The sequence below is a fragment of the Pedobacter sp. 22226 genome (assembly GCF_052045455.1).
Taxonomy (GTDB): domain Bacteria; phylum Bacteroidota; class Bacteroidia; order Sphingobacteriales; family Sphingobacteriaceae; genus Pedobacter; species Pedobacter jeongneungensis.
This window is the reverse complement of the sequence record NZ_JBQEPB010000010.1, coordinates 1-26,276: the sequence shown is the minus strand read 5'-3', so window position 1 is coordinate 26,276 and position 26,276 is coordinate 1. Positions and strand designations below refer to the sequence as shown.

Below are 26,276 nucleotides of genomic sequence, written 5' to 3'. Positions count from 1 at the left end.
GTCCCTGTTAGACCAATCAACATGAAGAATTATAAAGTTTTATTGAAGTATTTATTAATTATCGTTCCTTTGATTTTTTCCACTTTAAGCTTTGCCCAAAGTCATATTGTGTGGAAAATAGGCGAAAAAGACAATAAAACAGATGGCTTTGCGCTGGCCCCGGGTAATTATCAGCAATTTCTGGCTAACGATTTTGGCTGGGAAGACCGCTACTACCTCATTGGAAAATCCAAACCTGCTACCGATTGGCCTTATGTGTTGCCTGGCACTGCAGATGGTTGGGGCGGTACCGGTCCTACCTCGGGCATCCATTCGCACCAGTTAAATATATTATTTGATCTACAGCCCTTTAAGGCGACAGAAAAATTTCAGTTGATTACTGATGTTTTGGCCTATAACGGGAAAAAACCACCTTTATTTAAAGTAACGGTTAACGGAAAAGACTTTAAATTCCGATTCACCCAAAATGAAAGAACGGACGGAATTAGCGGAGATACTAAAAATTTAAAGGCAACTCCCTATAAAATCGATATTCCGGCTGGTTTGCTCCATCAGGGAGGCAACACGGTTACACTTACGATATTGGAAGGTTCGTGGCTGGTGTTTGACGATATCAGACTGGAAGGAAAGGCAGAAATCCGTGAGCTGGCATCAAAAGATTTTTATATCAGGAATGTTAAAGCCGCAGATTACACCATTACCAAAAATGGTAATAAAGTACAGCCCTTGCTTGTAGATATTGAACATCTGGCCAATCACCCTGTAGTTTCTGTAAAAATTAACGGTAAAAATGCATTAAGTACGCAAATTGATACCGGCCGCTATGTACTGGAAGTGCCAATGCCAATAGTAAAACAAGCTCAAAAAGCAACCTGGCAGGTCATTTCTGCAGGTAAAACCATTGCAGCAGGCACCGTATTAGTTTCAGATCAACCATTAAAAACCAGTGCCGGATATGCTGACACCAAAATTGGCACGGCGCACTCCAGGTGGATGATTGCACCTGGTCCATGGATGCCTTTTAGTATGGTTAAGCTAAGTCCCGACAACCAAAACCCGGGTTGGATGGCGGGTTATGATCCAACTGTAGAAAGTATTGGCACCTTTAGTCACATCCACGAGTGGACCATGGCTGGTTTGGGAATGATGCCTGTAAATGGTGAAATTAAATATCAGATCGGCTCTCAGGAGAATCAAAACGATGGTTACCGGTCAGACATTGATAAGAACAGTGAAGAAGCTCCTATCGGATATTATAAAGTAATGCTTAAAAAGTATGGCATTAAAGCAGAATTAACTTCTACCACCAGGTGCGGCTTTCAACGATATACTTTCCCAAAATCGAGAGATGGCAGGGTAATGATCGATCTTAAGGTACCAGCCGAATACGATTACAAGATTAAGAGTTTCCAGATTACTAAAGTAAATAACCGCCGGATAGAGGGTTATAGCGTACAGCAAACGGCAAATGCATGGTCAGGAGGAGTAGATCAGGATTATACCGTAAACTTTGTGATCGAATTTGATCAGGACATTAAAAAAACCGGCGGATGGATTAATGGTAAACCTGTAACGGGAACCAGCATAACAGGTTCAGCTGTAGATAATGCCGGCATGTATATTGAATTTGATACGAAAAAAAATAATGTGGTGCAGGCCCGTTCGGGAATATCTTTAGTGAGTATCGAAGGTGCGTCACGTAACCTCAGGGAGGAAATAGAACAGCCTTTCGGTTGGAAATTTGATGCCGTACGTGCCGCGCATGTAAACACCTGGAATAAGTTAATGGATAGAGTAGCCGTTTCTTCAGACGATAGCCGTGAAAAAACAAGATTTTACAACAACATGTACCGTGCTTTATGCAGCCGCAACACCTGGAGCGATACCGATGGTTCATGGATTGATGCTACGGAGCAGAAAAGAAAATTAGCCAAGATTAACGACGTGGCTTTAGGCTGTGATGCTTTTTGGAATACCTTCTGGAATTTAAACCAGTTCTGGAACCTGGTTACGCCTGAATGGTCATCCAAATGGGTTAAATCGCAACTGGCCATGTACGATGCAAACGGATACCTGGCAAAAGGGCCGGCTGGCATGGAGTATATCCCCGTGATGGTTGCCGAGCACGAAATTCCACTTATAGTTGGAGCCTACCAGATGGGGATCCGCGATTACGATGCGCAAAAAGCTTTTTCTGCCGTGTACAAAATGCAAACGCAACCCGCAGCAGCAGTTGGTAAAGGAAGGGCCGGCAACGAAGATTTATTGCCTTACCTGGAGCATAAATATGTGCCTTATGATAAAGGAAGATTCAGCAACAGCTTAGAATATAGTTACGACGACTGGACGGTAAGTCAGTTTGCAAAAGCATTGGGTAAAAGCAAAGAATATTCAGAATTTGCAGACCGGGGCAACTGGTGGAAAAATGTAATTGATACTGCTTCGGGTTTTGCACGAATGAAAAAATCCGACGGCACCTGGTTCCCAAACTTTGATCCTTTTAAATCAGGCGCCAACGAACATTATGTAGAAGGGAATGCCTGGCAGCTAACTTTTTTTGTACCGCAGGATATACGCGGACTTGCCAGCATTATTGGAAAGAAAAAATTTACCGACAGACTGGAATGGGGCTTTAATGAAAGTTATAAATGGCGTTTTAATGCGCCGAATGATGCCTATTGGGATTATCCGATTATGCAGGGTAATCAGCAATCAATGCATTTTGCGTTTCTTTTCAACTTTGTAGAAAAGCCCTGGCTTACCCAAAAATGGAGCAGGGCAATTATCGACCGTTATTACGGCTTTGACATTGCCAATGCTTATTTAGGTGACGAAGATCAGGGGCAAATGAGTGCCTGGTTTATGATGGCATCACTGGGACTTTTCCAAACTGATGGCGGTTGCAGCACCAATCCACAATACGAAATCGGGAGCCCGCTATTTAGTAAAGTTGTAATTGATCTCGGAAATCAATATGGCAGGGGGAAATCGTTTACTATTGAAGCTAAAAATACTTCGAGAGTCAATAAATATATTCAGAGTGCCATACTTAACGGTAAAGTGTTGAATAGTTTTTCATTTCCCAGCGATGAATTGTTAAAGGGTGGTAACCTTACCTTAATTATGGGAAGTGAACCAAATTACAAATGGGGTATTAATTAGTAAGGCTTTTTCGAAATGTTGCTTCGTGCCTCGTAATAACAAATTTAGGCGCAAACATCCGCTATGACATTGAATCAGTGTTATTTTAATATTTCTCTCATTTATACTGCTGTTAAATGTAGAATCATTCTTCGTGTTTTCAGTGCTTCAGTGGCTAAAATTATTCCTACTATCTGTTTGTCTATCAGTCAGTAAATCACCTAAAAAAAATATTTAAAAATAATTCAGTTTCCTTGTAGGCAATTTGTGTAAGTAAAATGCTCTTACTATAAACCTGACGGAAGGAAATCCCGAAGGCGGCAAACAATTAACCAAATACTTATTCAAAATTATTCATAATGAATATGAAAAAATCTCTACAGCTCACATGCTTATTGCTTTACGCTTCAGCAGGTCTGTATGCAGCTACTCCAGCAGATCATTTTAACCGGGCAGTTTCATTCCATTCCGTTTATCAGGATGCGATTAAAGGAACTGTAAAAGACGAAACGGGTAACCCGGTTCCAGGTGTTACCATTACGATAAAAGGTGCGCAGGGCGGAACTCAAACCAATACTTCAGGACAATATAGCATTGCGGCTAAAACCGGCGATGTTTTGGTATTCTCTTTTATCGGTTACCAAAGCAAGGAAGTTACAGTAGGCACCCAAAGCACACTTGATGTTACATTAACTCCGGACTCAAAAAACCTGGAAACTGTAGTCGTTACGGCATTGGGTATTAAACGTTCAGAAAAGTCGTTAACCTACACGACTCAACAGGTATCGGGCGAAGAGCTAAATAAAGTTAAAAGTCCCAACCTTGTAAATTCGTTGAATGGTAAAGTTGCCGGGATGACGATTAGTCCAAGTTCTTCGGGAGTTGGTGGTTCGGCCAAAGTAATTTTAAGGGGTAGCCGTTCGGTAAGCGGCAATAACCAGCCTTTATATGTAATTGATGGGGTTCCAATCAGCAATAATGGTAATGCCAATGCACAACAGAACAGTGTTTTTGGCGGTGGCCAGGATGGTGGTGATGGAATATCGAACTTAAACCCTGATGATATTGAAAGCTTAACCGTATTAGAAGGTGCTTCTGCCGCTGCACTATACGGTAGCCAGGCACAGAACGGGGTAATCTTGATCACAACTAAACAAGGTAAAGCCGGTAAAACACAAATCGGTTTTTCATCGAGTTTAACTTTTGATAAAATTGCTTACAAACCCGAATTCCAGAACAGTTATGGTCCTGCATCTGCAACAACCAGAGACAGCTGGGGAGGTGCTATCAGCAACACGACTGATAACCTCGATCAGTTTTTCCAAACCGGAACAAATGCAACCAATTCGATCAATTTTTCAGGCGGATCGGAAATTGCCCAAACTTATTTTTCTTATGCCAATACATATGCAAGCGGCATACAGGAAGGAAATAAGTTAAACAGGCATAACATTAACCTGCGCGAAACAGCCAAGTTTTTAAACAACAAATTAACGGTTGATGGAAATGTAAGTTACATTAACCAGCGGATAAACAATAGTCCATCAATTGGATTGTACAACAACCCTTTGGTCGGATTATATCTTTTTCCAAGGGGAGTTGACATCACACCTTACAAAGACAACTACCTGCTTGCTGGTAATGTGGGTACCGCCCGCCAGAACTGGCTAGGTGGCTCTGCTGATGTTAGTCAGAATCCATGGTTTTTAACCAACCTTAACCCAAATACAGCCATCAGAAACCGCTATTTATTCAGTGGAAATGTGAAATATGAATTTACGCCGTGGTTAAATCTTCAGGTAAGGGGAAATATAGACCGTACGACTGATGATTTTGAAAACAGACGTTATTCGGGTATAAACGGAAATTTTAACTCAAACGGAAGAGGATATCTTTCTCAAAATACCCAAACCTTTATTCAGAAATATGCCGATGCGATTTTAAATGTTACGGTGCCACTGAAAGGATCTGACTTTAAAATTAACGGATTAATTGGTAGTAGCATTAACGATCAGAAAACCACAGGATTATCTTTAGCCGGCGATTTGAGTGCTGTTGATTTATTTACCCCAAACAATACCATTGTGGCAAATGCAGGTACTTATACTTCAGATGTATTGAATACCACTAAAGCAAGTGATGCTTACCACAGCCAATTACAGGCGGTATTTGCAAATGCGAACTTATCCTATAAAGATTGGGCATTTTTAACATTAACAGGTAGAAACGACTGGTCTTCGAACCTGGCATTTACACCGAACATTTCCTATTTCTATCCATCAGTAGGGTTATCATTTATTGTATCGCAAATGGTTAAATTGCCAGAGGCAATTACCTATGCCAAAATTAGAGGTACTTATGCCGAAGTGGGTAACACAGTGCCGGCTTATTTAACTTTTATCCAGAATACTTTAGGTAACGGAGGTGCACTTACCATCAACACCAACAGGGCATTTGCTGAGTTAAAACCAGAAAGAACAAAATCGTTCGAGATTGGTACTGATATGCGTTTTCTGGCCAACCGTTTAAATTTTAGCTTTACCTATTACAAAACGAACACCAAAAACCAATATATTCCGGTTAAACCAGCACCGTCAGGACTTGTGGCAACAGGCTACTTAAATGCAGGTGATGTTCAGAATCAGGGTTTACAGTTTACTTTAGGTGCTGATGTATTAAAAGGCGACGGCCTTAACTGGAACACAGCCATCAACGGATCGATGAACAGAAATAAAATCATTGATGTTGCTGCTTCGCAAGGTTTAAATTCGATCGATTTAACAGGTGGTGGTAACAATGCTTATATTTCGCGTATTGCCACAGGCGGATCATATGGTGATATTTACGGTTATACCTTACAAAGAGATGCAAATGGCCGCATCATTTTAAATGGTGATGGAACAGCTGCAAATCCTTATTTTCCGGTTAAAAGTGCAGATTATAGTTTAATTGCGAATGCAAACCCTAAATTTCAGCTGGGCTGGAACAACAGTTTCAATTATAAAGATTTCAGCTTAAGCTTTTTAGTAGATGGTAAGTTTGGAGGCAAGGTGCTTTCACTTACTGAAGCATTGATGGATCAGGCTGGTGCTTCAAAAGCGTCGGGTGATGCAAGGGCACAGGGTGGTGTTAAAATTGACGGTGTTGATGCCAGCGGAAAAGCAGTTTCGGCTACCATTAACCCACAAAGCTATTATTCTTTCTTAGGAGATAGAAATGGTGTAACCGGCGAATATGTGTATAGTGCTACAGTTGTGCGTTTGCGCGAAGCTTCAATTGGTTATAATTTACCTTTAAAAGGAACATTTAAAAGCATGCGCCTTTCGTTAATTGGTAGAAACCTATTCTATTTCTACAAAAAAGCACCTTACGATCCGGAGGTTACCATGTCTACCGGTAATGGTTTATCTGGTATAGATGTTTTTAACCAGCCGGTTACCAGAAGTTTTGGTTTTAACCTTAATGTTTTATTTTAATACGAACAAACATGAAATCGATATATCATTCATCTCAACATAAAATTAAAGGTTTGTCTTTAGTTTTACTTTTAGCCGCTGCCGGCTTAAACCAGGGCTGTAAAAAGAATTTTGAAAGTTTTAACACCAACGATAATTTACCTACAACCGAGCAGAGTTTAGCTTTATTAAAATCAGCAATCGGCCCAATCCAACAGAATATTTTTTCTAATTATCAAATTGCACAGAATTTAAGTTCTGATGCTTTTAGCGGGTACATGATGTCGCCAAACAATTTTGGTGGCGGTATCAATAATATGAATTATTCGCTTAACAACGGTTGGAACGAAACTGGCTTTAACGATCAGTACACCAATGTAATGGCGCCAATTTCTAAGATTGCCATATCACCTTTAAAAACAACTGCGCCAGAATCGTGGGGTATTTCACTTTTAGTACAGGTGATTGCGATGGATAGGGTAACTGACAAATTTGGTCCGATTCCTTATACGCAGGCAGGTAAATCATTGATTTCGCAAGCTTATGATGACCAAAAAACGGTTTATACCGAATTTTTTAAACAGATTGATACAGCAGCAAATAATCTGCAGACTTTTATGGCAGCAAATCCTGGCAAAAAAGCTTATTTCGATACCGGCGATCTGGTTTATGGAGGAGACGTTGCAAAATGGCTTAAATTAGCCAATTCGTTACGCTTGCGTTTAGCCATGCGCATTGTTAAAGTTGATCCGGCCACAGCTAAACTTCAGGCAGAAAAAGCAATGGCTGCAACAGGAGGCTTAATGACCACACCAGGTGATAATGCGGCAGTTGCACAGTCGGGCAACAGAAACAACGACCTTTGGAATGTAACCGTAAATTATGATGGTGATAACGCTATGGGTGCAGCGCTACAATCTTACCTGGTTGGTTATAAAGATCCGCGTTTATCGATATATTGCACCCCAGCCACTGATCCCTTGTTTGCAGGAAAGTTTGTAGGAATCAGATCGGGAGCTAATACTTCTTTTAATGGTTTAGCCAAAGCAGGTTACAAAACCTATTCGAGTTTAAATTCGTCTATTCCTGACAACTCAAGGTCACCTATCGGACAAAAAGCCCCACAGATCCTGATGACGGCTGCAGAAGTTTGGTTTTTAAAAGCTGAAGCAGCTCTACGTGGCTGGACAGGTGCAGGAGATGCACAGACCAATTACGAAACCGGTATAACTACTTCAATGCAACAATGGAATGCAACAATTGGTAGTTATTTGGCTGATGCAACAAGCAAGCCAACTGCTTATGTCGATCCGAAAAACCCGGCTAACAACGCAGATGCAGTAAGTACCATTACCGTTAAATGGGATGGAGCTGCTTCTAACGAAGTAAAATTAGAGCGCATTATTACCCAGAAATGGTTAGCCATTTTTCCTGACGGAGCTGAGGCATGGGCCGATTTCCGCAGAACAGGTTATCCAAAACTGTTTACTGTAGCCAATAACAATAGTGGTGGCACAATCAATACCCAGTTACAGATCCGCAGATTGCCATATCCAACAGCAGAATACGGCAACGGAAACAAAGATGAGGTACGTAAAGCAGTAACCTTGCTTGGAGGACCAGATAACGGTGGCACCAGATTATGGTGGGACGTAAACAAAGCAAATTTTTAACACACAAATACCTGGGTAGGATGACGAAAGTTATCCTACCTTTTTTATAAAAACCAATTTCTAACCAAAATTTAAAACCTATGAGAAACCTAACCGTTTTCGGTATTCTACCGTTAACAGCTTCCCTCCTTTTTTATTGGTAAATAACTTCAAGATCATTTTACATAAAATCTGTTTGTAGCGATTGCAAGCCTAATACCAATTTCTAACCAATTTAAATCAAAAAATTATGACAACTACCAAATTGTTAACATGCAAAAATGCCGCTTTATCTGTGGCTTTATTTTTAACCGTGGCTATCAGCGGCTGTAAGAAAAAAGACATTGCACAAGATGAAACCTTAACAGGTCCTGCTAAAAAAGAAGCTACTAACTCTCCCTCTGCCATCGGGGTAACTGGTCCAAAGGGTGTATGTTATGTAGAAGTGAACGGTGCTGATATCCGGAACGTGGGGAAGTATAAACTTTCTTCAGGAGAACAATTATTCGACATTGCAATCATTTTCGCCGCCAATATCAATTATAATACTTCAACCCAAAAAGCCGAACTGGGTTTTAACACCAATGTTTCGAACATTCTGAACAACAAAACCACCTACATTAAACCTTTACAAGATAAAGGAATAAAGGTTTTACTTTCCATTTTGGGCAATCACCAGGGTGCTGGTTTCTGTAATTTCACCTCGCAGGCCTCTGCCCAGGCATTTGCACAGCAATTGGCAAATGCGGTTAACACTTATGGCCTTGATGGTATCGATTTCGATGATGAATATGCCGAATATGGTAACAACGGCACCGGACAACCAAATGCCAGCTCATTTGTGTACCTTGTAACGGCATTAAGGCAACTATTACCAAGTAAAATTATTTCGTTTTATTTTTATGGCCCGGCGGCTTCAAGATTATCTTATAATGGCGTAACTGTTGGTTCTAAAGTAAATTATAGCTGGAATGCCATTTATGGTACTTATTCTGTGCCAAATGTTGCAGGCCTGGCCAAAGCAAACCTGGGTCCTGCAGCTGTTGATATACAGGCAACAAGTTCATCTACAGCAGCATCTCTGGCTACACAAACCGTTAACAATGGTTATGGAGTTTACCTGTATTATAATTTACCAAATTCGGATGTACACACTTATCTGTCGAGTATATCAAGTAAATTATACGGCGGTAAAACCACTACCTACACGCCTTAACTGATAAAATAATTTATCACGGGCACACAATAAATTTCCAATCGCTGCAAACATTTTTGAGTAGGACGACGAGAGTTGTTCTACTTTTTTTTAGCCAAAATTCCGACATCAGAACATCGTATCCCGATATTATATCGATTTAGCCATTTGCTTACTAACATACCATTTCTATCTTTGTAACCGTTATCTTTGCACGGATACAGGTTTAGGTTAAACAACCATGATTTTTTCAGGTTCAAAATAACAGCACTGTATTCGTTTTTGTCCCCTTTTTGGAGTAGGATGTATAAATACACCCGCAGACACTATTTGAAGGTAGAATATAATTTTTAATTTTAAACGCTTAATTTTACCCGAATGGATATCTTATCATACCTTTTAGAACTCTTGCAGCAACGCAAAGAAGTTGGTATTACCGGCTTGGGCACCTTTTATAAAAAGAAATACCCGGGAAGATACGATAAGGAAAAGCAAACGTTTTTACCTCCGGGATATACGCTTCAGTTTTCCAGCGATTTAACCGAAGAAAAGGCCTTGGCAGATTTTATTGCCGCTAAAAGGAATATCTCTAACGAGAGTGCCAATTATTACATTACGCAGTTTGTTGAAGAGATAAATCAAAAACTGGAGCTAAACCACGAAATCGAATTAGAAAATACCGGCCGTTTATTTTTTACCGAACAGGGACTGGATTTCGAACCAATAAAGAATATCAATTATGGTTCTGAATTTTATGGGTTGCCTTCTTTACCAGAAACTTCAACTGCAGAGGTAAAACCCGATTCGCAAAAAGATGAGGAAGAAGTGTACGATGAAATTGCCGAGGCACCGGTTGCTCCATCTCCGTTCGAAAATAAATCGTACCACCATCCTGTAATCGAAAATGTAGAGTTGGATGAAGTTAAAGATGATCTTAAAAACACTTTACAACATTCTGAAAACCCTGTAGAAGAAGTTACCGAAGCGCCTGAATTTATTAAGGAACAGCATGAAGAACATCCGAACCGTTTTGGTCATACACCAGAATCGGAGGTAGAAAATGTTGCTGCCGAACACCAGGCGGCTGAAACTGATCAAACTGATGAAACAAACCCGGTAGAAGATACAATTGCAGAAACCAGTACAGCTGAAGAACCAAAAGAGATAGAAGTTCCCGAATCTATACTGGCACAGCATGAAGAACACCCGAACCGATTTGGCCATACGCCGGAAACAGAGGTTGAAAATATTGCAGCAGAACATCATGCGGCAGAAACTACAACGCTTGTTGAAGAAGAAGCTGAATTAGAACAAAATGCAACAGAAACGGAAGAAACGCAGGTAGTTGATGAACCTGCTGCAGTTGAAGTTCCGGAGTCGGTAGTGGCACAGCATGAAGAAAATCCTAACCGTTTTGGGCACACACCAGAGACTGAAAATAATCCTGCCAGATCTATTGAAACAGTAGTTCCAGAGTCGGTTTCTACGCCAAAACAAGAATATTCGAGCCGTTTTTCGCTCAGACCGGAAACCGAAGAGCCAAAAACATACCTTCATTTAGAAGATGAAACCAAACCGGAAGAACCGGTAATTGAAGCGCCGGAATTTATTAAGGAGCAGCATGCCGAACACCCTAACCGTTTTGGTCACGATCCGATTATACACGATCAGGAACCGCCACAGGGCATGTCTACCTGGTTAAAAGTAACCATCATCATTTTAATTTTGGTGATTATTGCAGCGATCACCTACCTGGTTAAGCCTGAGCTTTTTAACGGAAAAACCGAAGTAGCAAAAACAGCACCTGTGGTTATCGATTCTCCAAAAACAGCCGTTGATTCAGCTAAAATAAAACAGGATTCGATCGCTAAAACTGATAGCATTTTAAAAGCCAATCAGGTTCAGAAAAAAGCCGACACGGTTAAAAAGGCAGTTGTTAAAACAGCCGAAAAACCGGTAGCTGCCGTACCTGCTGAAAAACCAAAAGAAGATAAAATTGTACCAAACACCGGTCCTTCTACGTTTTATGTTATTGCAGCATCATTCCAGTCAGAAAAAAAAGCGCTTGTATTTGTGAAGCAAATGGAAAAAATCGGTTTAAAAGCAGAAATTGCCAGTGTGCCGGGCCGCTTAAAAAAGGTAAGTATAGCGAGCTTTCCATCTGAACAGGAAGCACTGAAACAAAAAAATATTTTACAGGAAAAACTTAAAGGAAAAGGGTATTTCGTACAACAAAAACACAACACACAACCATAATGATAAATTTATTAATTCAGGACACCACACAAGCATTACAAGACACCGCAAATGCGGTTAACCAGGCAGTAACACAGCCACAGGAACAATTACATTTTATCGATCTTCTTTTTAAAGGCGGTTGGGTAATGATCCCGTTAACCTTCCTTGCTTTTTTAGCCTTGATTATTTTTGTTGAACGTTACTTAACCATCAAAAAGGCCACTAAAGACGAAGCCAACCTTATGGTGCAGATCAGGTCTTACATTCAGTCGGGTAATTTAGACGGCGCCATGTCATTGCTGAGAAACAATAACTCTCCCCTTTCGCGCATGCTGCAAAAAGGTTTAAAACGCATTGGCCGTCCCATTAAAGATATTGAAGGTGCCATTGAAAATGTAGGCAAACTGGAAGTTTCTAAATTAGAGAAAAACATCAGTATATTGGGTATTGTTGCCGGTATTGCACCAATGCTAGGTTTCGTAGGTACCATTGTGGGGGTAATTACCATCTTCCACCAGGTATCCATTAAAGGTGCTATTGAAATCGGTACCATTTCTGGCGGTTTATATACCAAAATGATTACTTCGGCAACCGGATTAATTATCGGTATTATTGCTTACGTACTTTACCACATTTTAAACATCATGGTGGAGAAAATCATCCTTAAAATGGAAACCGATGCAATTGATTTTATTGATTTACTAGAAGAACCAGGCAAATAATGAATTTACGCAAAAGAACAAAAGGATCGGTAGAAGTACACACTTCAGCGTTGAACGATATTATGTTCTTCCTGATGCTGTTCTTCTTACTGGCCTCGGCTGTGGTAAATCCTACTGTAGTTAAATTATTATTGCCGCAATCATCCAGCGGACAACAATCGACCGCCAAAAAGGCCGTTACCGTTACCATAGACGAAAACCTGAAATATTTCGTTGAAAAGAAACCGGTTAGCATTGAAGAATTGGAGCCTACATTGGCCTCATACCAGAAACTGGCACCGGATATGACCATTTTGTTATATGTATCACGTAACGTAACCTATCAGGATGGATTTGTGGTAAACGATATTGCCAATAAATTAAAATTGAAACTTGTTGTAGCCGTTGAGCCTAAAAAATAATGAACTACAAAGCACAAAACGTACCTAACGGGGAAAATAATTATCCTAAAGCCATTGCTATTGCAAGCGGTATTATGGGCTTTTTGTTGTTGATCAGCTTTTTTATTGTGATTGGTTCATTCCAGCCACCTGAAGAAGTGGGTATGGGCGGTATGGTGGTAAATTACGGAACTTCGGCTGAAGGTATGGGCGACGATTATACCAGTATTGAAGAACCCTCAGCAGATCCGGATGCAAACGGAAAACCACCAGAAAAAGTAACACCCGAGGAAAAAGTTACCCCAACCACTTCTACCGAAAGTAGCGATAAAGAAGTGCAGACACAAAATACTGAAGATGCCATTGCGGTTAATACCAAGCCTACAAAACCGACCAAAACGGCACCCACTCCGGTAACTGAAGATAAGCCTGACAAACCGGTGATTAACCAGAATGCGCTTTACAAAGGCAAAAAAAACACCGGCCAGGGCCAGGGTGATGGAACCGGAAATACACCAGGAAACCAGGGTGATAAAGACGGCGATCCGTTAGCATCCAATTATGGTGAAGGTGGCTCTGGAAATGGAAATGTACAATTATCATTGGCCAGCAGAAAGTTTATCGATATCCCAAGAATTCAGGATGATGGACAAAGCGCAGGTAAAATTGCCGTTCAGATCCGAGTGGATAAGAATGGAAAAGTTGTTCAGGCCCGTGCTGGTGCAAAAGGAACTACTTTATCTGATCTAGCGCTCTGGCGAAAATGCGAACAGGCGGTATTAGGCTCCAGTTTAAATAAACTCGAATCTGCCCCCGATGTACAAACCGGGATCGTGATGTTCAACTTTAAAGTGAAATAAAATTTTAAGATATTATATAAACCAAGGTCTGTATTTTCACAGACCTTTTTTTGTTCAACATAATATTCACCACGCAGTGATTTATTTCCTCAAAAACCACCTCATATACTTCCTAAATTCACCAACCCCGCTTATCCCGCCGTGGTCTGTGTCCTCACAGATCAACTCATATACTTCCGAAGTTCCCGCGTCGTGGTCTGTGTCCTCACAGAACACCGCATATATATGTCCCTGTCTAAGTTCAGTTAAAGACTTCCGAAGTTCCGCCACCCCACATGCAATTTCAAAACTTCGGAAGACGAGCCCAATCCAGTTTGAACTTCAAACGCCAATCGCTTATATTTGGCACCTATTATGAACTACCAACAAACGCTTGATTTTTTATACAGTAAACTCCCGATGTTTACCCGCGTTGGCGCGTCTGCTTTTAAAAAGGATTTAACCAATACCATTATTCTTTGTGAGGCTTTAGATAATCCGCAGAATAAATTTAAAAGCATCCATGTAGCCGGTACCAATGGAAAAGGATCAACTTCGCACATGTTGGCTTCCGTGCTACAGTCGCAGGGCTATAAAACAGGCTTATATACGTCTCCACACTTAAAAGATTTCCGCGAGCGCATCCGCATCAACGGGAAAATGATCAGCAAAACTGAAGTCGTATCGTTCGTAAAAGACCAGCAAAAACTGATCGAAAAAACGGAGCCTTCTTTTTTCGAGGTTACTGTGGCCATGGCATTCGATCATTTTGCTAAACACGAGGTAGATGTGGCTGTAATCGAAGTAGGTTTAGGCGGAAGGTTGGATTCAACGAATATCATTACGCCACAGATTTCGGTCATTACCAACATCAGCCTGGACCATATGAACATGCTGGGCAATACACTGGCAGAAATTGCCGGCGAAAAGGCAGGCATTATTAAAAAAAATATCCCTGTGGTTATTGGCGAAACGCAGCAAGAATCGGCACCGGTGTTTATTAAAAAAGCAAAAGCTGAGGATGCGCCTATCGTTTTTGCCGATGCCGTATTAACTGCTCAGGATTTTAAAATCAAAAACAGTAAACTTTCCCTAAACGTTTATAAGGCAGAAAAAATTAAATACAAAGATCTTCAAAGTGATCTTACCGGGGTTTATCAGCATAAAAATATTTTAACCGTTCTCGAAACCTTAGCGGTACTGAATGAGAAAACTGAAATTAAAACTAATAAAGATGCAATTTATAAAGGCATCAGTCTGGTTAAAAAGCAAACCGGTTTACAGGGACGCTGGCAAACTTTGGCTAAAAGTCCTTTAGTTATCTGCGATACCGGCCATAATGAAGCGGGTATTACCGAAGTGATTAAAAACATCGCGCAAACCACTTATCAAAACCTGCACATTGTTTTTGGAATGGTAAAGGACAAAGATATTTCGAAAGTTTTATCCTTAATGCCTAAAAATGCGACTTACTATTTTTGCAAACCGGATTTAGAGCGCGGTTTAAGAGCCGATGAACTTAAAGAACAGGCGGCAACATTTAATTTAATCGGAAGCAGTTATACTTCGGTAGCCGAGGCCAAAGAAAAGGCCATTCAATCAGCCGATCCAAAAGATTTGGTTTTTATTGGTGGAAGTACGTTTGTGGTAGCCGAAGCGATATAAGCAAAGGAGATCAATACCATCATCTCCTTTGCTTATAATTAAACTACTGTGCTTCCAGTAGCCATTGCTGGTTTGATGATCCGGAAGTACCATTCATACTATACTGAACAATCTTAGTACCACTGCTTGTACCACTACCTGGGTTATCAAGAACATAGTGATTCGATAGATTACTTTGAATTACATATTTATTGGCGCCAACAGGAATTAAATTCCATTTTTGATTTGCCCCATTGGTAACGGTATACTGAATGATATTCCCATTTAATGCCTGTACCCCTCCTGAAATATCCAATGCTTTAGTGCTGTTGGCATTAACAATAACATAACTTGTTCCCTGCGTATTAAATTGCCACTTCTGGCCATTTCCGGTAGCACTGGTACTTTGAACTAAAAAGGCACTGTTAGCTGTGCTGTTATTTTCTATGGCGAGGTAAAGTCCGCTTGATGCATTTTTTATTTTATACCATGTACTGGCTGAAATGCCATTGGTAACCGGCACTGTTAGTGGTGTTGAATTCTGGTTAAAAATATCTGTAAGGGTAATTCTAACCGAATAACTACCTGTTCCTAGGGTACTGGAAATGGTTACAGATCTTTTTTGAGGCAATACCTCATTTACCGTACTAACTACTCCACCTGATGAATTTAGTAATTCTATTTTTGAAGAAAGTTGCGGACTTTTCAGCTGATTATTTACCCAGTTCACGGTAACCGTATTACCACTGGCAACAGCTGTTGCAGATTGTACTTCTCCAATGGTTAAGGTAGGTGCAGTGCCCTGGTTGCTTTGTGCCGGAAGGCTTAATGTGCGTCCAGTGCCAAAACCGGCACCAGGTTGCGTATTTCCTCCATGCTCCATAAAATAAGCATCTTCGGCAGTATCATAACCTGAATTAAAAGCCCTGTCGTAAATCCCGTTTCTACCTTCATCTCCTGCATTGGCACTAAAACTTCTGCTGGTATGTTTTTCCCATGTATTGCTTGTATTTAAGTTCCAGCAATCCTTAAAAAATGCCTTTCTAACATATCTTCCATCATAATCAGGATTGCTTCCAACCCAGTTTTCTAAAAAGGCATCGTTACCCGAACCCAGAAAGGTAGTCCGCTCAGGAATAGCCAATGTACTGGTATGAAACCAGACACCGCTCGACTGATTTTGAATAAAAGTTCCTATATATAATTTTCCGTCACGTTTCCATGCCCTTAAGGCTATATTGTACCAGGTGTTGAGTGCCCATTGGTATGGATTAATTGTTTTATATCCATCACCTTCTCCTCCAAATCTGCTGCTAATGGTTTGTGGGCCCGTATAAGCCACTTCAGAATAGATTCCGCCAGCAGTGTTCGGATCCCATAATGAAGAAATAAGGATATTTGGCGTTCCAAAAGAATTATCAGGCGTTTGCTGTAAGCCTGCATAGCCACCCGAATAATTATGTACAGAAAAATATTCGGCATTGGCAGATTGTGTAATTTTTATCTTATGTATTTTGGCAATAGCATCAGACGGAAAAGAAAAATAGAGATGTTCTGATGGAGCAGCGTTTTCTCCGCTGACAAGAGCTGTATTTACCGAACTCATTTTGGGGATTGATAATTGGGGATTTTCAGCAATAATGTTTTTTTGACAAGACATCAGTGAAAATAACAGCATCATCCAAGCCGTTAACGACCAGGGAAAAAAAGTAAATGGTTTCATATTTTTTTAGATTAGGTTGGGAATGTATTTGGTAATTAAAGCTACTCATAAAAATATGCTGATATTATTTTTTGTCTACACAAACGATTGACTGCGCTTTTTAACCTGAAATAATTATTTTAACAGCTTAAAAATGAGATACCTAATCCGAATTTGATAATTTCCATACTTAAAAATCAAAGTATTAAACCAATTACCCGCTTTTTGACTTGTATCAATAAGGCAAACGTTTGCGCGTAATTAATACTACATATCCGGTTAGCCTGTCAATATTGCAATAGTTTCTAAATCTTTACATAAACTTCAAAATATCTTCACTTAAAAGTTATTACTTTAGCCCTTTAACTAAAACACAATGAAGAAAATATCCTGTCTAATCTTTACCATTTCTATTTTTTCGATTTCGCTTTCCTCAGCCCAAACTAAAAAACCTGCTACAGCAACTGCTAAAGCATTCCCCGCCGAAGTTGCCCGCCCTAAATTGGTGGTTGGCTTAGTGGTCGACCAAATGCGCTGGGATTATCTATACCGTTACTATAACCGCTATACCAACGGTGGTTTTAAAAGATTGATTAACGAAGGTTTTTCTGTAGAAAACACATTTATTCCTTATACACCAACTTATACAGCCTGCGGCCATACTTGTATTTATACCGGTTCAGTTCCGGCGGTTCATGGCATTATCGGTAACGACTGGTATGATCCAGAAACTAAAAAGAATGTTTACTGTACCGAAGATTCCTCAGTATCAACTGTTGGCAGTACCCCTTCATCCGAAGGCAATATGTCGCCGAAAAATATGTTAACCACTACCATTACTGATGAGTTAAGGTTAGCCACCAATTTCAGGGGAAAAGTAATAGGTATTTCATTAAAAGACAGGGGTTCAATCCTTCCGGCTGGTCATGCTGCAAATGCGGCATACTGGTACCAGGGTAGCACAGGAAACTGGATAACCAGTACCTATTACATGAAAGAAGTACCTACCTGGATTGCTGATTACAATAAATTAAAACTGGCAAATAAGTTTTACGCAAAAAACTGGGAAACTTTATATCCGATTAATACCTATGTAAACAGTACAGCTGATGAGAAAGCTTACGAGGGTAAATCGAGTACATTTCCTCACCAGTTAACACAAAACGTTGATAAAAATTTCGATGCCATCAGAAGTACGCCTTATGGCAACACCATCACTTTGGATCTGGCCAAATTAGCCATCTTATCAGAAGATTTAGGTCAGGATAACATTACCGATTTCTTAGCGGTAAGCTGTTCATCTACCGATTATGTTGGTCATGCCTACGGTCCGAATTCTATTGAAGCAGAAGATACCTATTTGCGTTTAGATAAAGATTTTGAAGAGTTTTTCAACTACCTGGATAAAAAAGTAGGTAAAGGCAATTACACCGTATTTTTAACGGCCGATCATGGTGCTGCGCATGTACCTGGCTTTATGCAGGAGAATAAATTACCTTCAGGTGTAGTAAGCGACCGCGATGTTGCAAGCAAGTTAAATACTTACCTAAACGATAAATTTAAGGTGAATAATGTGGTTTTAAGATCTCAAAACAACCAGATCATTTTCGATCATGACAAAACCGATAAAGGCGATGTAAGTTTCGATGTAATTAAAGCGGCATCAGTTGAATTCCTGAAAAAATTAGATGGTTTCCAAAATGCGGTTGATATTGCTAAAATATCGCAATCTACACTTCAGGAAATACAGAAAAAAATGATTACCAATGGATACAATGCACGAAGAAGTGGAGATATCTATTACGTTTTACAGCCCAACTGGTTTAATGGTGGCAGCACAGGTACCACACACGGAAACTGGAATCCCTACGATTCGCATATTCCATTGGTTTTTATGGGTTGGGGAATTAAGCCCGGTGCAACAAACAAAATGCATTATATGACAGATATTGCACCAACACTGGCCGCACTGCTGCATATCCAAACTCCGAACGGAACCGTCGGAGAACCGATTACAGAAATCACCAATAAATAATTTAAGAAAACTATGCCCACCAGCATAGTTTTTTTGTTTTATAGCAACCTTCATCTCCGGAACGCAGTGGAGCGCCCGCCTGCTTCGGGCAGGGAGAAATCTATCTTGCATGAAAGACCCTGAAACAAGTTCAGGGTGACGGTGCGCTGGAACACGGAGCGGAAAGATCTATCTCAAGATAGATTTTGCTTTGCAGAGCCTTCGGGTTCTCGACTACGTTTCACTCCGCTCAAAATGACGTGCTGAGGGGATATGATATCTACTTGTTAAAATTCCATATTTTCCCTTATTTTAGATCATGTCAACATACACCGCTACCAAACTTACCCCTATGCTCGAATCGCATGATATGCCGGCAACCCTAACCTTTTATTCTGAAATATTAAACTTCACCTGCGTAGCAAAATCCGACGATCTTAGCTGGTTAACCCTCAGCAAAGATGGCATAGAAATGATGTTCTGCGCTCCTAACCAGCACCGCAACATTCCAAAACCGATCATGAGCGGTTCTCTCTACATCAATACAAATGAAGTTGCTGCGCTTTGGGAAAATTTAAAAGATCTATGTGATATCTGTTATCCCCTGGAAGATTTTGACTATGGCATGAGGGAGTTTGCCATTTATGATAATAACGGTTATTTACTACAATTCGGGCAGGATTTATAACTGAACCAAAAGCCATAACGGTATAGGGTATTCGCGCGTTAAGCAGCATATTTTAGTACATTTGCATACCAAATATATTTGGAAACAAGGATTGGTAATTTGAGCATGCCGGTCTTTTAAATCCCATAGTATGCAACAGGTAGAAATCTATAAGCCTAAAAATAAAATCCGATTTGTAACCGCTGCCTCCCTTTTTGATGGACACGACGCAACCATTAACATCATGCGTCGAATCCTTCAGTCTTCAGGTGCCGAAGTGATTCATCTTGGCCATAACAGATCTGTAGATGAAGTGGTAAACTGCGCCATTCAGGAAGATGTTCAGGGTATTGCCATGACCTCCTATCAGGGCGGACATATCGAATATTTTAAGTACATGTACGATCTTTTGCAGGAAAAGGGTTCGGGTCATATTAAAATATTTGCAGGCGGTGGCGGTGTGATTTTACCTTCAGAAATTGAAGAACTTCAGGCCTATGGAATTTCCAAGATCTACTCTCCTGATGATGGCCGTAAAATGGGTTTACAGGGCATGATTAACGACATGCTCATCCAAACCGATTTCGTTACCAAAACCCATATCACCAACGAGCTCGAAACCATCCCGACGAAAGATATTAAAGCCATTGCCGGAGCCATTACCGTTGCAGAAAATGACCCCGAAGGTGCCCAGAAATTTGTCGACGAATTAAAAAAACTCTCCAAAAATAACACGGCGCCTATTTTGGGAATCACGGGAACAGGTGGTGCCGGAAAGTCATCTCTTGTAGATGAACTGGTACGTCGTTTTTTGGTAGAAGTGAAAGATAAAACCCTGGCCATTATCTCTGTCGATCCTTCAAAAAGAAAAACAGGTGGCGCTTTACTCGGCGACCGCATCCGGATGAATGCCATCAATAATCCACGGGTGTATATGCGCTCTTTGGCCACCCGTCAGGCAAACCTGGCTTTATCAAAAAACGTACAGGAAAGCATCGATATCTGTAAAGCAGCTGGTTACGATTTAATTATCGTAGAAACCTCAGGGATTGGCCAGTCAGATACCGAAATTACCGAACACTGTGATGTTTCCTTATATGTAATGACCCCTGAATTTGGAGCAGCTACACAGCTCGAAAAAATCGACATGTTAGATTTTGCCGATCTCGTGGCCATCAATAAATTTGATAAACGCGGTGCTTTAGATGCCCTGCGTGATGTACGCAAGCAATACAAACGCAACCATAATATTTTCGATGCCAAAGACGATGAAATTCCGGTTTATGGCACCATGGCATCGCAGTTTAACGATCCGGGCATGAATAACCTGTTCGTGGCCTTAATGGACCAGATTAAATTAAAAACCGGAACCGATTTTAAGGCCAAAATGGAATTAACTTCCGATCAATCCGAAAAAATCTACATCATTCCTCCCGATCGCATCCGTTACCTAGCAGAAATTGCCGAAGCGAGCCAAATGTATAACGAATGGGTAGATAAACAGGCAACCATTGCCCGGAAAATGTATCAACTCAAAGGTGTAATTGATCTGTTAAGTGAGGCAAATTTACCTGACAAATCAAAAGTCTCCCCAGCAGGCGGAGATTTAGAGGAAGTTTATGCTTTCTTCGAAGAACAATTGGATGGCGAATGCAAACGCCTGCTCCGCCAATGGCCCGAAACCAAAAGGGCTTATAAAGAAGAATTTTTCATTTATAAAGTACGCGATAAAGAGATAAAACAACCCTTATTTTACGAATCACTTTCCAAACTGAATATCCCTAAAGTATCTTTACCGAGATACGAAGATTGGGGCGATATTTTAAGGTGGTTGCTAACCGAAAACCTTCCCGGCGAATTTCCTTATGCAGCTGGGGTATTCCCCTTAAAAAGAGATGGCGAAGACCCAACACGGATGTTTGCAGGTGAAGGTGGCCCCGAACGGACTAATAAACGTTTTCACTATGTTTCTTTAGGTCAGCCGGCGCACCGTTTATCTACCGCCTTTGATTCCGTTACCCTGTATGGCGAAGATCCGCACGTCCGCCTTGATATTTATGGGAAAATCGGTAATTCAGGGGTGAGTATTGCCACTTTGGACGATGCCAAAAAACTATACTCCGGTTTCGATCTTTGTGCGCCATCAACTTCAGTTTCCATGACCATTAACGGCCCGGCGCCCATGTTACTGGGCTTTTTCATGAATGCCGCAATTGATCAGCAATGTGAAAAATACATCATCGAAAATGATTTAACCAAAGAAGTTGAGGCTAAAATTAATGCCATCTATAAAGCTAAAAAAATACCGCGACCAACTTATAACGGAACTTTGCCTGAAGGAAACAATGGCTTAGGCTTAATGCTTTTGGGCGTAACCGGCGATCAGGTTTTACCGGCAGATGTTTATGCTAAGATCCGGGCTAAAGCCATCAGCTCAGTTCGTGGGACCGTTCAGGCTGATATTTTAAAAGAAGATCAGGCGCAGAATACCTGTATATTTTCTACTGAATTTGCCTTGCGGATGATGGGCGATATCCAGAAATATTTCATTGACGAAAAAGTACGGAACTTCTATTCGGTATCCATTTCGGGCTATCATATTGCCGAAGCAGGTGCCAACCCCATTTCGCAACTTGCTTTTACCCTGAGTAACGGTTTTACTTTTGTAGAGTATTATTTAAGCCGGGGCATGCACATTGATGATTTTGCACCAAATCTGTCTTTCTTTTTCTCCAACGGGATTGATCCTGAATATGCCGTTATTGGTCGCGTAGCCAGAAGAATCTGGGCCAAGGCGATCAAGAATAAATATAAAGGAAACGATCGCTCACAAAAGCTTAAATACCATATCCAAACTTCAGGCCGCTCATTACATGCTCAGGAGATCGATTTTAACGATATCCGTACAACTTTGCAGGCACTTTATGCCATATACGATAACTGCAATTCGCTGCACACCAACGCTTACGATGAAGCCATTACCACACCAACTGAAGAATCGGTAAGAAGAGCCATGGCCATCCAGTTGATCATAAACAGGGAATTGGGCCTCGCCAAAAACGAAAATCCGTTACAAGGTGCATTTATCATCGAAGAACTAACCGATTTGGTTGAGGATGCCGTTCTAGCCGAATTTAAACGCATCAACGATCGTGGCGGCGTTTTAGGTGCGATGGAAACCATGTACCAGCGAGGAAAAATCCAGGAAGAAAGTTTGTATTATGAAACTTTAAAACATACCGGCGAATATCCGATTGTAGGCGTTAATACATTTTTAAACAAAAATGGCTCCCCCACCATTGTTCCCGGAGAAGTAATTCGGGCCACAGAAGATGAAAAACAATATCAGATTTCGGCACTGCAAAAATTCCAGGACCGTAATGCAGATCGTTCGGCAGATTTACTGAAACAATTGCAAAAATCAGCCATTGCTGGTGATAACATTTTCGAACAGCTGATGGAAATCTGCAAAATCTGCTCCTTAGGTCAGATTAGCAAAGCACTTTATGAAGTAGGCGGTCAATATAGAAGAAACATGTAAATGAGAGCAATAGTATTATTTTTCATGCTCAGTTTTTCATTCAAAACCTGGGCGCAGGAAGCACCAAAGTCATCTTTTATTCTGGTATTGGGCGTTGCACAAGATGGCGGTTACCCACATATGGGCTGTCAGAAAAACTGTTGTAAAATGGCATGGAAAAATGAAAATTTAAGAAAAAATGTCGTTTCACTCGCATTAGTAGATCCACAAACAAAAAAATGGTGGTTGTTTGAGGCTACACCAGATATAAAACAACAGCTACAGGATTTTAGAAAGAGTACCAACGAAGCTTATCCCTATTTACCTGAGGGTATTTTTATTACCCACGCTCATATCGGCCACTATACCGGATTAATGGAATTTGGAAGAGAAGTAATGTCTACAAATGGTTTAAAGGTTTATATGCTGCCTAAATTAAAATCCTTTATCGAACAGAACGGTCCCTGGAGCCAATTGGTAAAACTCAATAATATTAACCTGATTACCTTAAACGCTGATCAGCCTATAAACATCGCTGATAATAAAATAACTGCTTTTACTGTTCTGCATAGAGATGAATTTTCGGAGACAGCTGGTTTTAAAATCGAAACACCAACCAAGAGGTATCTCTTTATTCCTGACATAGATAAATGGAGCAAGTGGAATAAAAATATCATTGATGAGGTAAAAAAAGTCGATGTAGCGATGATAGATGCTACTTTTTACAGCAATACCGAGCTTGGAAACAGGCCAATTGCCGAAGTTCCACACCCACTCGTAACCGAAACGGAAGAATTGTTCAGCAAAGAGGCCCGCAACATTAAAAGTAAGATCTTTCTGATCCATTTTAACCATACCAATCCTATGCTTTGGGATTCAACCACCCAAAAACAGGTTTTGAAAAATGGATTTAACTTCGCAAAACAAGGAGATGTCTATTATTAAATAGAGATCATCTTTTATTCAAAAAAAATGAAATGGCGATAGTAAGTCGCAAGAAGTCGTCATTTAGAGCGGAGTGCAGCGCAGACGAGAACCCGAAGGCTCTGCGAAGCAAAATCTATCGAGATAGATCTCTTTCCCGAACATTCTGGACTTCCCTTCAGTCGGGATGACAATACGCAACGCACAAAAAAGCCCCGATGTAAAATCGGGGCCTTCATATATCTGTTAAATGCTATTATCCGGCAATCCAGCTAAATTTATAATCTATTGTTGGGTTTTTCATTCTTTCGGCAACACGTAATAAACGCGAAGGTAAAGCCATAATATAATCACGGGCTTTTTCACCAGCCTCATTTAAATCACGCATTCCCTCAATTTTCCAGTCAACAATTAACTGTTGCATAATTTCAACATAGTCAATTGCGGTGTAAACACCCAAACGTTGTGCAGCATCCGTAAAATGGCCAAAGGTTTGACCGATTTTTAAACCTACCTCACGTAAAAAATGTGCTGGCATAACAATTTTCTGGCGCATCATATCTTCAAAAGCCAGCATCGCTTCATTAGGATCAACCTCGAAAATACGGTTCATAAAATCTTTATATGCTTTTGCATGTCTCGCTTCATCCGATGCAATTACACCACACATTCTTGATAATAATGTATCGCCATCTTTTTTAGCTAACGAAGCTACCCTTCTGTGCGAAATATTGGTTGCCATCTCCTGAAAAGAAGTATAGATAAAGTTACGGTAAGGATCATGACCAGTTCCGATATCGAAGCCATCAGCAATAAGGTATTGCGTAGAAATTTCCATTTGGCGCATATCAACACGACCAGACAGGTATAAATATTTATTTAACAAATCACCGTGACGGTTTTCCTCTGCAGTCCAGTGCCTGTTCCACTTCATCCAGCCGCCATCTTCTTTCATACTCGGGCCTTGTACCATGGCTAACCACGATTCGTATGTAGGTAAAGCTTCTTCTGTAATGGTATCTCCGATTAATACCGCTACCAGGTCATAAGAAAGATCCTTTGCATTATCCCTTAGAATTCTGATATCTTGATAAAATGTATCGCTAGTAGAATCAGGAAGGAAATCAGACGGTTGCCAGTTAGTATCGATTGGTTTAAGATAGGTGTCCATCATCTCCAGCATATACTTTTCTATATGCACCATTACTTCCCTTCTTTTATCTGCAAAAAAACTCATTATTTTTGTTTATATATTGTTAACAACAAAGATAACCAAATATTGTGGCAAACCTTATGATATTAACATATTTAGCGCTAAATCAGTTTTAAAAGTGACCTAAATTATTAACATTGGCTTAAATTGGTATAGGCGTAGTTTACAGATTGGGCAAAGCGGGTTTAGATCATCAAATATTGATATTTTTTTGGAGCGCAGGTTTCTGTGCGTGTGGGTTGGGTTCCGTCCTGCTGTACGCTTAATCCTTTTGGGGAAATCATTCTAACATAAGCAATCATCTTTGCCCAAAAGGGATATCGCTTCCATCAGGGCTATTTAACCAGGGATAGAGGTATGATGGAAAATGTAAAACGGATGATGGAAGATAGATAATGGAACAGCCTCTGCGACTATCAGCGCTATCTGCAGGAACAACCCTTAACTTATCTTAACTTCTTAATGGTAGATAAATACGTGATGAGTTTTAACATTAAGAAGTTAAGGCCATTAAGAAGAAGAAGCTTAACTTATCTCAACGCTACAATTGGAAGATGGAACAGATGATGGAACGGCTTCTGTGGCGATCAGCATGATCTGCGGGAACAACCCTTAACTTATCTTAACTCCTTAATGGTGAGAAATACTTTAGGTTCCTTTTATCATTAAGAAGTTAAGGGCATTAAGAAAAAGAACTTAACTCATCTCTTTCACTGAAAGATGTAAAATGGATGATGGAATGGCCTCTGCGGCGATCAGCATGATCTGCGGGAACAACCCTTAACTTATCTTAACTCCTTAATGGAGAGAAGGCAATACACCCCCCTGTAAACGAAGAAAACCCTTTAACATTTCTGTTAAAGGGTTTCTTTTAAGATTTGGCACCGACCTACTCTCCCACGTGTTACCGCAGTACCATCGGCTCTGGTGGGCTTAACTTCTCTGTTCGGAATGGGAAGAGGTGGACACC

General features: G+C 40.5%; 15 protein-coding genes and 1 rRNA gene. 13 read left to right on the top strand and 3 right to left on the bottom strand.

Annotated features, from left to right (window positions below; translation table 11 throughout):
• Nucleotides 1-21: 21 nt before the first annotated feature.
• The 9 genes from ACTJKC_RS21030 to ACTJKC_RS20990 all read left to right on the top strand — a co-directional run bounded on the left by ACTJKC_RS21030 (nt 22) and on the right by ACTJKC_RS20990 (nt 15,287).
• Entirely contained in the window at nt 22-3,162 is a 3,141-nt protein-coding gene (locus ACTJKC_RS21030; protein ID WP_440795026.1) for a GH92 family glycosyl hydrolase, read from the top strand.
• A gap of 344 nt (nt 3,163-3,506) precedes the next feature.
• On the top strand, nt 3,507-6,617 hold the full coding sequence (locus tag ACTJKC_RS21025) for a SusC/RagA family TonB-linked outer membrane protein (RefSeq protein ID WP_440795024.1): 3,111 nt from the start codon (nt 3,507-3,509) through the stop codon (nt 6,615-6,617).
• Nucleotides 6,618-6,628: 11 nt separating this feature from the next.
• Complete coding sequence (locus tag ACTJKC_RS21020) at nt 6,629-8,269, top strand: SusD/RagB family nutrient-binding outer membrane lipoprotein (RefSeq protein ID WP_440795022.1); 1,641 nt, start codon at nt 6,629-6,631, stop codon at nt 8,267-8,269.
• Nucleotides 8,270-8,498: 229 nt separating this feature from the next.
• Complete coding sequence (locus ACTJKC_RS21015) at nt 8,499-9,464, top strand: endo-beta-N-acetylglucosaminidase H (RefSeq protein WP_440795020.1); 966 nt, start codon at nt 8,499-8,501, stop codon at nt 9,462-9,464.
• Nucleotides 9,465-9,821: 357 nt separating this feature from the next.
• A complete protein-coding gene (locus tag ACTJKC_RS21010; protein WP_440795018.1) occupies nt 9,822-11,699 on the top strand; it encodes an SPOR domain-containing protein in 1,878 nt (625 codons plus the stop codon).
• Complete coding sequence (locus ACTJKC_RS21005) at nt 11,699-12,403, top strand: MotA/TolQ/ExbB proton channel family protein (protein ID WP_344850298.1); 705 nt, start codon at nt 11,699-11,701, stop codon at nt 12,401-12,403. Before ACTJKC_RS21010 ends, ACTJKC_RS21005 begins: the two co-directional genes overlap by 1 nt.
• Entirely contained in the window at nt 12,403-12,804 is a 402-nt protein-coding gene (locus tag ACTJKC_RS21000) for an ExbD/TolR family protein (protein WP_025144642.1), read from the top strand. The genes ACTJKC_RS21005 and ACTJKC_RS21000 overlap by 1 nt, the downstream gene beginning before the upstream one ends.
• Nucleotides 12,804-13,643: an energy transducer TonB gene (locus tag ACTJKC_RS20995; protein ID WP_440795015.1), complete on the top strand. Its 840-nt coding sequence runs from the start codon at nt 12,804-12,806 to the stop codon at nt 13,641-13,643. Before ACTJKC_RS21000 ends, ACTJKC_RS20995 begins: the two co-directional genes overlap by 1 nt.
• A 354-nt stretch (nt 13,644-13,997) precedes the next feature.
• On the top strand, nt 13,998-15,287 hold the full coding sequence (locus ACTJKC_RS20990) for a bifunctional folylpolyglutamate synthase/dihydrofolate synthase (RefSeq protein ID WP_440795013.1): 1,290 nt from the start codon (nt 13,998-14,000) through the stop codon (nt 15,285-15,287).
• Between the two features lie 43 nt (nt 15,288-15,330).
• On the opposite strand, the gene ACTJKC_RS20985 is transcribed toward ACTJKC_RS20990, so the two are convergent.
• On the bottom strand, nt 15,331-16,989 hold the full coding sequence (locus tag ACTJKC_RS20985; protein WP_440795011.1) for a DUF3472 domain-containing protein: 1,659 nt from the start codon (nt 16,987-16,989) through the stop codon (nt 15,331-15,333).
• Between the two features lie 355 nt (nt 16,990-17,344).
• Here ACTJKC_RS20985 and pafA point away from each other — a divergent pair, with 355 nt between their 5' ends.
• From pafA to ACTJKC_RS20965, 4 genes are all read left to right on the top strand, one after another.
• Complete coding sequence (gene pafA, locus ACTJKC_RS20980) at nt 17,345-19,003, top strand: alkaline phosphatase PafA (RefSeq protein ID WP_344850292.1); 1,659 nt, start codon at nt 17,345-17,347, stop codon at nt 19,001-19,003.
• Nucleotides 19,004-19,301: 298 nt separating this feature from the next.
• Complete coding sequence (locus ACTJKC_RS20975) at nt 19,302-19,670, top strand: VOC family protein (RefSeq protein WP_440795009.1); 369 nt, start codon at nt 19,302-19,304, stop codon at nt 19,668-19,670.
• 130 nt (nt 19,671-19,800) lie between these two features.
• Nucleotides 19,801-23,190 (top strand): methylmalonyl-CoA mutase family protein, encoded by a 3,390-nt coding sequence (locus ACTJKC_RS20970; RefSeq protein ID WP_440795007.1) that lies wholly within the window; start codon nt 19,801-19,803, stop codon nt 23,188-23,190.
• Nucleotides 23,191-24,114, top strand: a complete 924-nt coding sequence (locus tag ACTJKC_RS20965) for an MBL fold metallo-hydrolase (protein WP_440795005.1) — start codon at nt 23,191-23,193, stop codon at nt 24,112-24,114. It abuts the gene before it with no gap.
• A gap of 235 nt (nt 24,115-24,349) precedes the next feature.
• Here the strand turns inward: ACTJKC_RS20965 and ACTJKC_RS20960 are convergent, their stop codons facing one another.
• Nucleotides 24,350-25,330 (bottom strand): acyl-ACP desaturase, encoded by a 981-nt coding sequence (locus tag ACTJKC_RS20960; protein ID WP_025144634.1) that lies wholly within the window; start codon nt 25,328-25,330, stop codon nt 24,350-24,352.
• 852 nt (nt 25,331-26,182) lie between these two features.
• Nucleotides 26,183-26,276: ribosomal RNA gene (gene rrf / locus ACTJKC_RS20955) — 5S ribosomal RNA — on the bottom strand; the annotation flags it as partial.

What these genes read in the sequence shown, in the direction of transcription:
- ACTJKC_RS20970 (WP_440795007.1), top strand. Translation starts at nt 19,801, where the DNA reads ATGCAACAGGTAGAAATCTATAAGCCTAAAAATAAAATCCGATTTGTA.
- ACTJKC_RS21030 (WP_440795026.1), top strand. Translation starts at nt 22, where the DNA reads ATGAAGAATTATAAAGTTTTATTGAAGTATTTATTAATTATCGTTCCT.
- ACTJKC_RS21025 (WP_440795024.1), top strand. Translation starts at nt 3,507, where the DNA reads ATGAAAAAATCTCTACAGCTCACATGCTTATTGCTTTACGCTTCAGCA.
- ACTJKC_RS21005 (WP_344850298.1), top strand. Translation starts at nt 11,699, where the DNA reads ATGATAAATTTATTAATTCAGGACACCACACAAGCATTACAAGACACC.
- ACTJKC_RS20965 (WP_440795005.1), top strand. Translation starts at nt 23,191, where the DNA reads ATGAGAGCAATAGTATTATTTTTCATGCTCAGTTTTTCATTCAAAACC.
- ACTJKC_RS21010 (WP_440795018.1), top strand. Translation starts at nt 9,822, where the DNA reads ATGGATATCTTATCATACCTTTTAGAACTCTTGCAGCAACGCAAAGAA.
- ACTJKC_RS20975 (WP_440795009.1), top strand. Translation starts at nt 19,302, where the DNA reads ATGTCAACATACACCGCTACCAAACTTACCCCTATGCTCGAATCGCAT.
- ACTJKC_RS20985 (WP_440795011.1), bottom strand. Translation starts at nt 16,989, where the DNA reads ATGAAACCATTTACTTTTTTTCCCTGGTCGTTAACGGCTTGGATGATG.
- ACTJKC_RS20990 (WP_440795013.1), top strand. Translation starts at nt 13,998, where the DNA reads ATGAACTACCAACAAACGCTTGATTTTTTATACAGTAAACTCCCGATG.
- ACTJKC_RS21020 (WP_440795022.1), top strand. Translation starts at nt 6,629, where the DNA reads ATGAAATCGATATATCATTCATCTCAACATAAAATTAAAGGTTTGTCT.
- ACTJKC_RS20995 (WP_440795015.1), top strand. Translation starts at nt 12,804, where the DNA reads ATGAACTACAAAGCACAAAACGTACCTAACGGGGAAAATAATTATCCT.
- pafA (WP_344850292.1), top strand. Translation starts at nt 17,345, where the DNA reads ATGAAGAAAATATCCTGTCTAATCTTTACCATTTCTATTTTTTCGATT.
- ACTJKC_RS20960 (WP_025144634.1), bottom strand. Translation starts at nt 25,330, where the DNA reads ATGAGTTTTTTTGCAGATAAAAGAAGGGAAGTAATGGTGCATATAGAA.
- ACTJKC_RS21015 (WP_440795020.1), top strand. Translation starts at nt 8,499, where the DNA reads ATGACAACTACCAAATTGTTAACATGCAAAAATGCCGCTTTATCTGTG.
- ACTJKC_RS21000 (WP_025144642.1), top strand. Translation starts at nt 12,403, where the DNA reads ATGAATTTACGCAAAAGAACAAAAGGATCGGTAGAAGTACACACTTCA.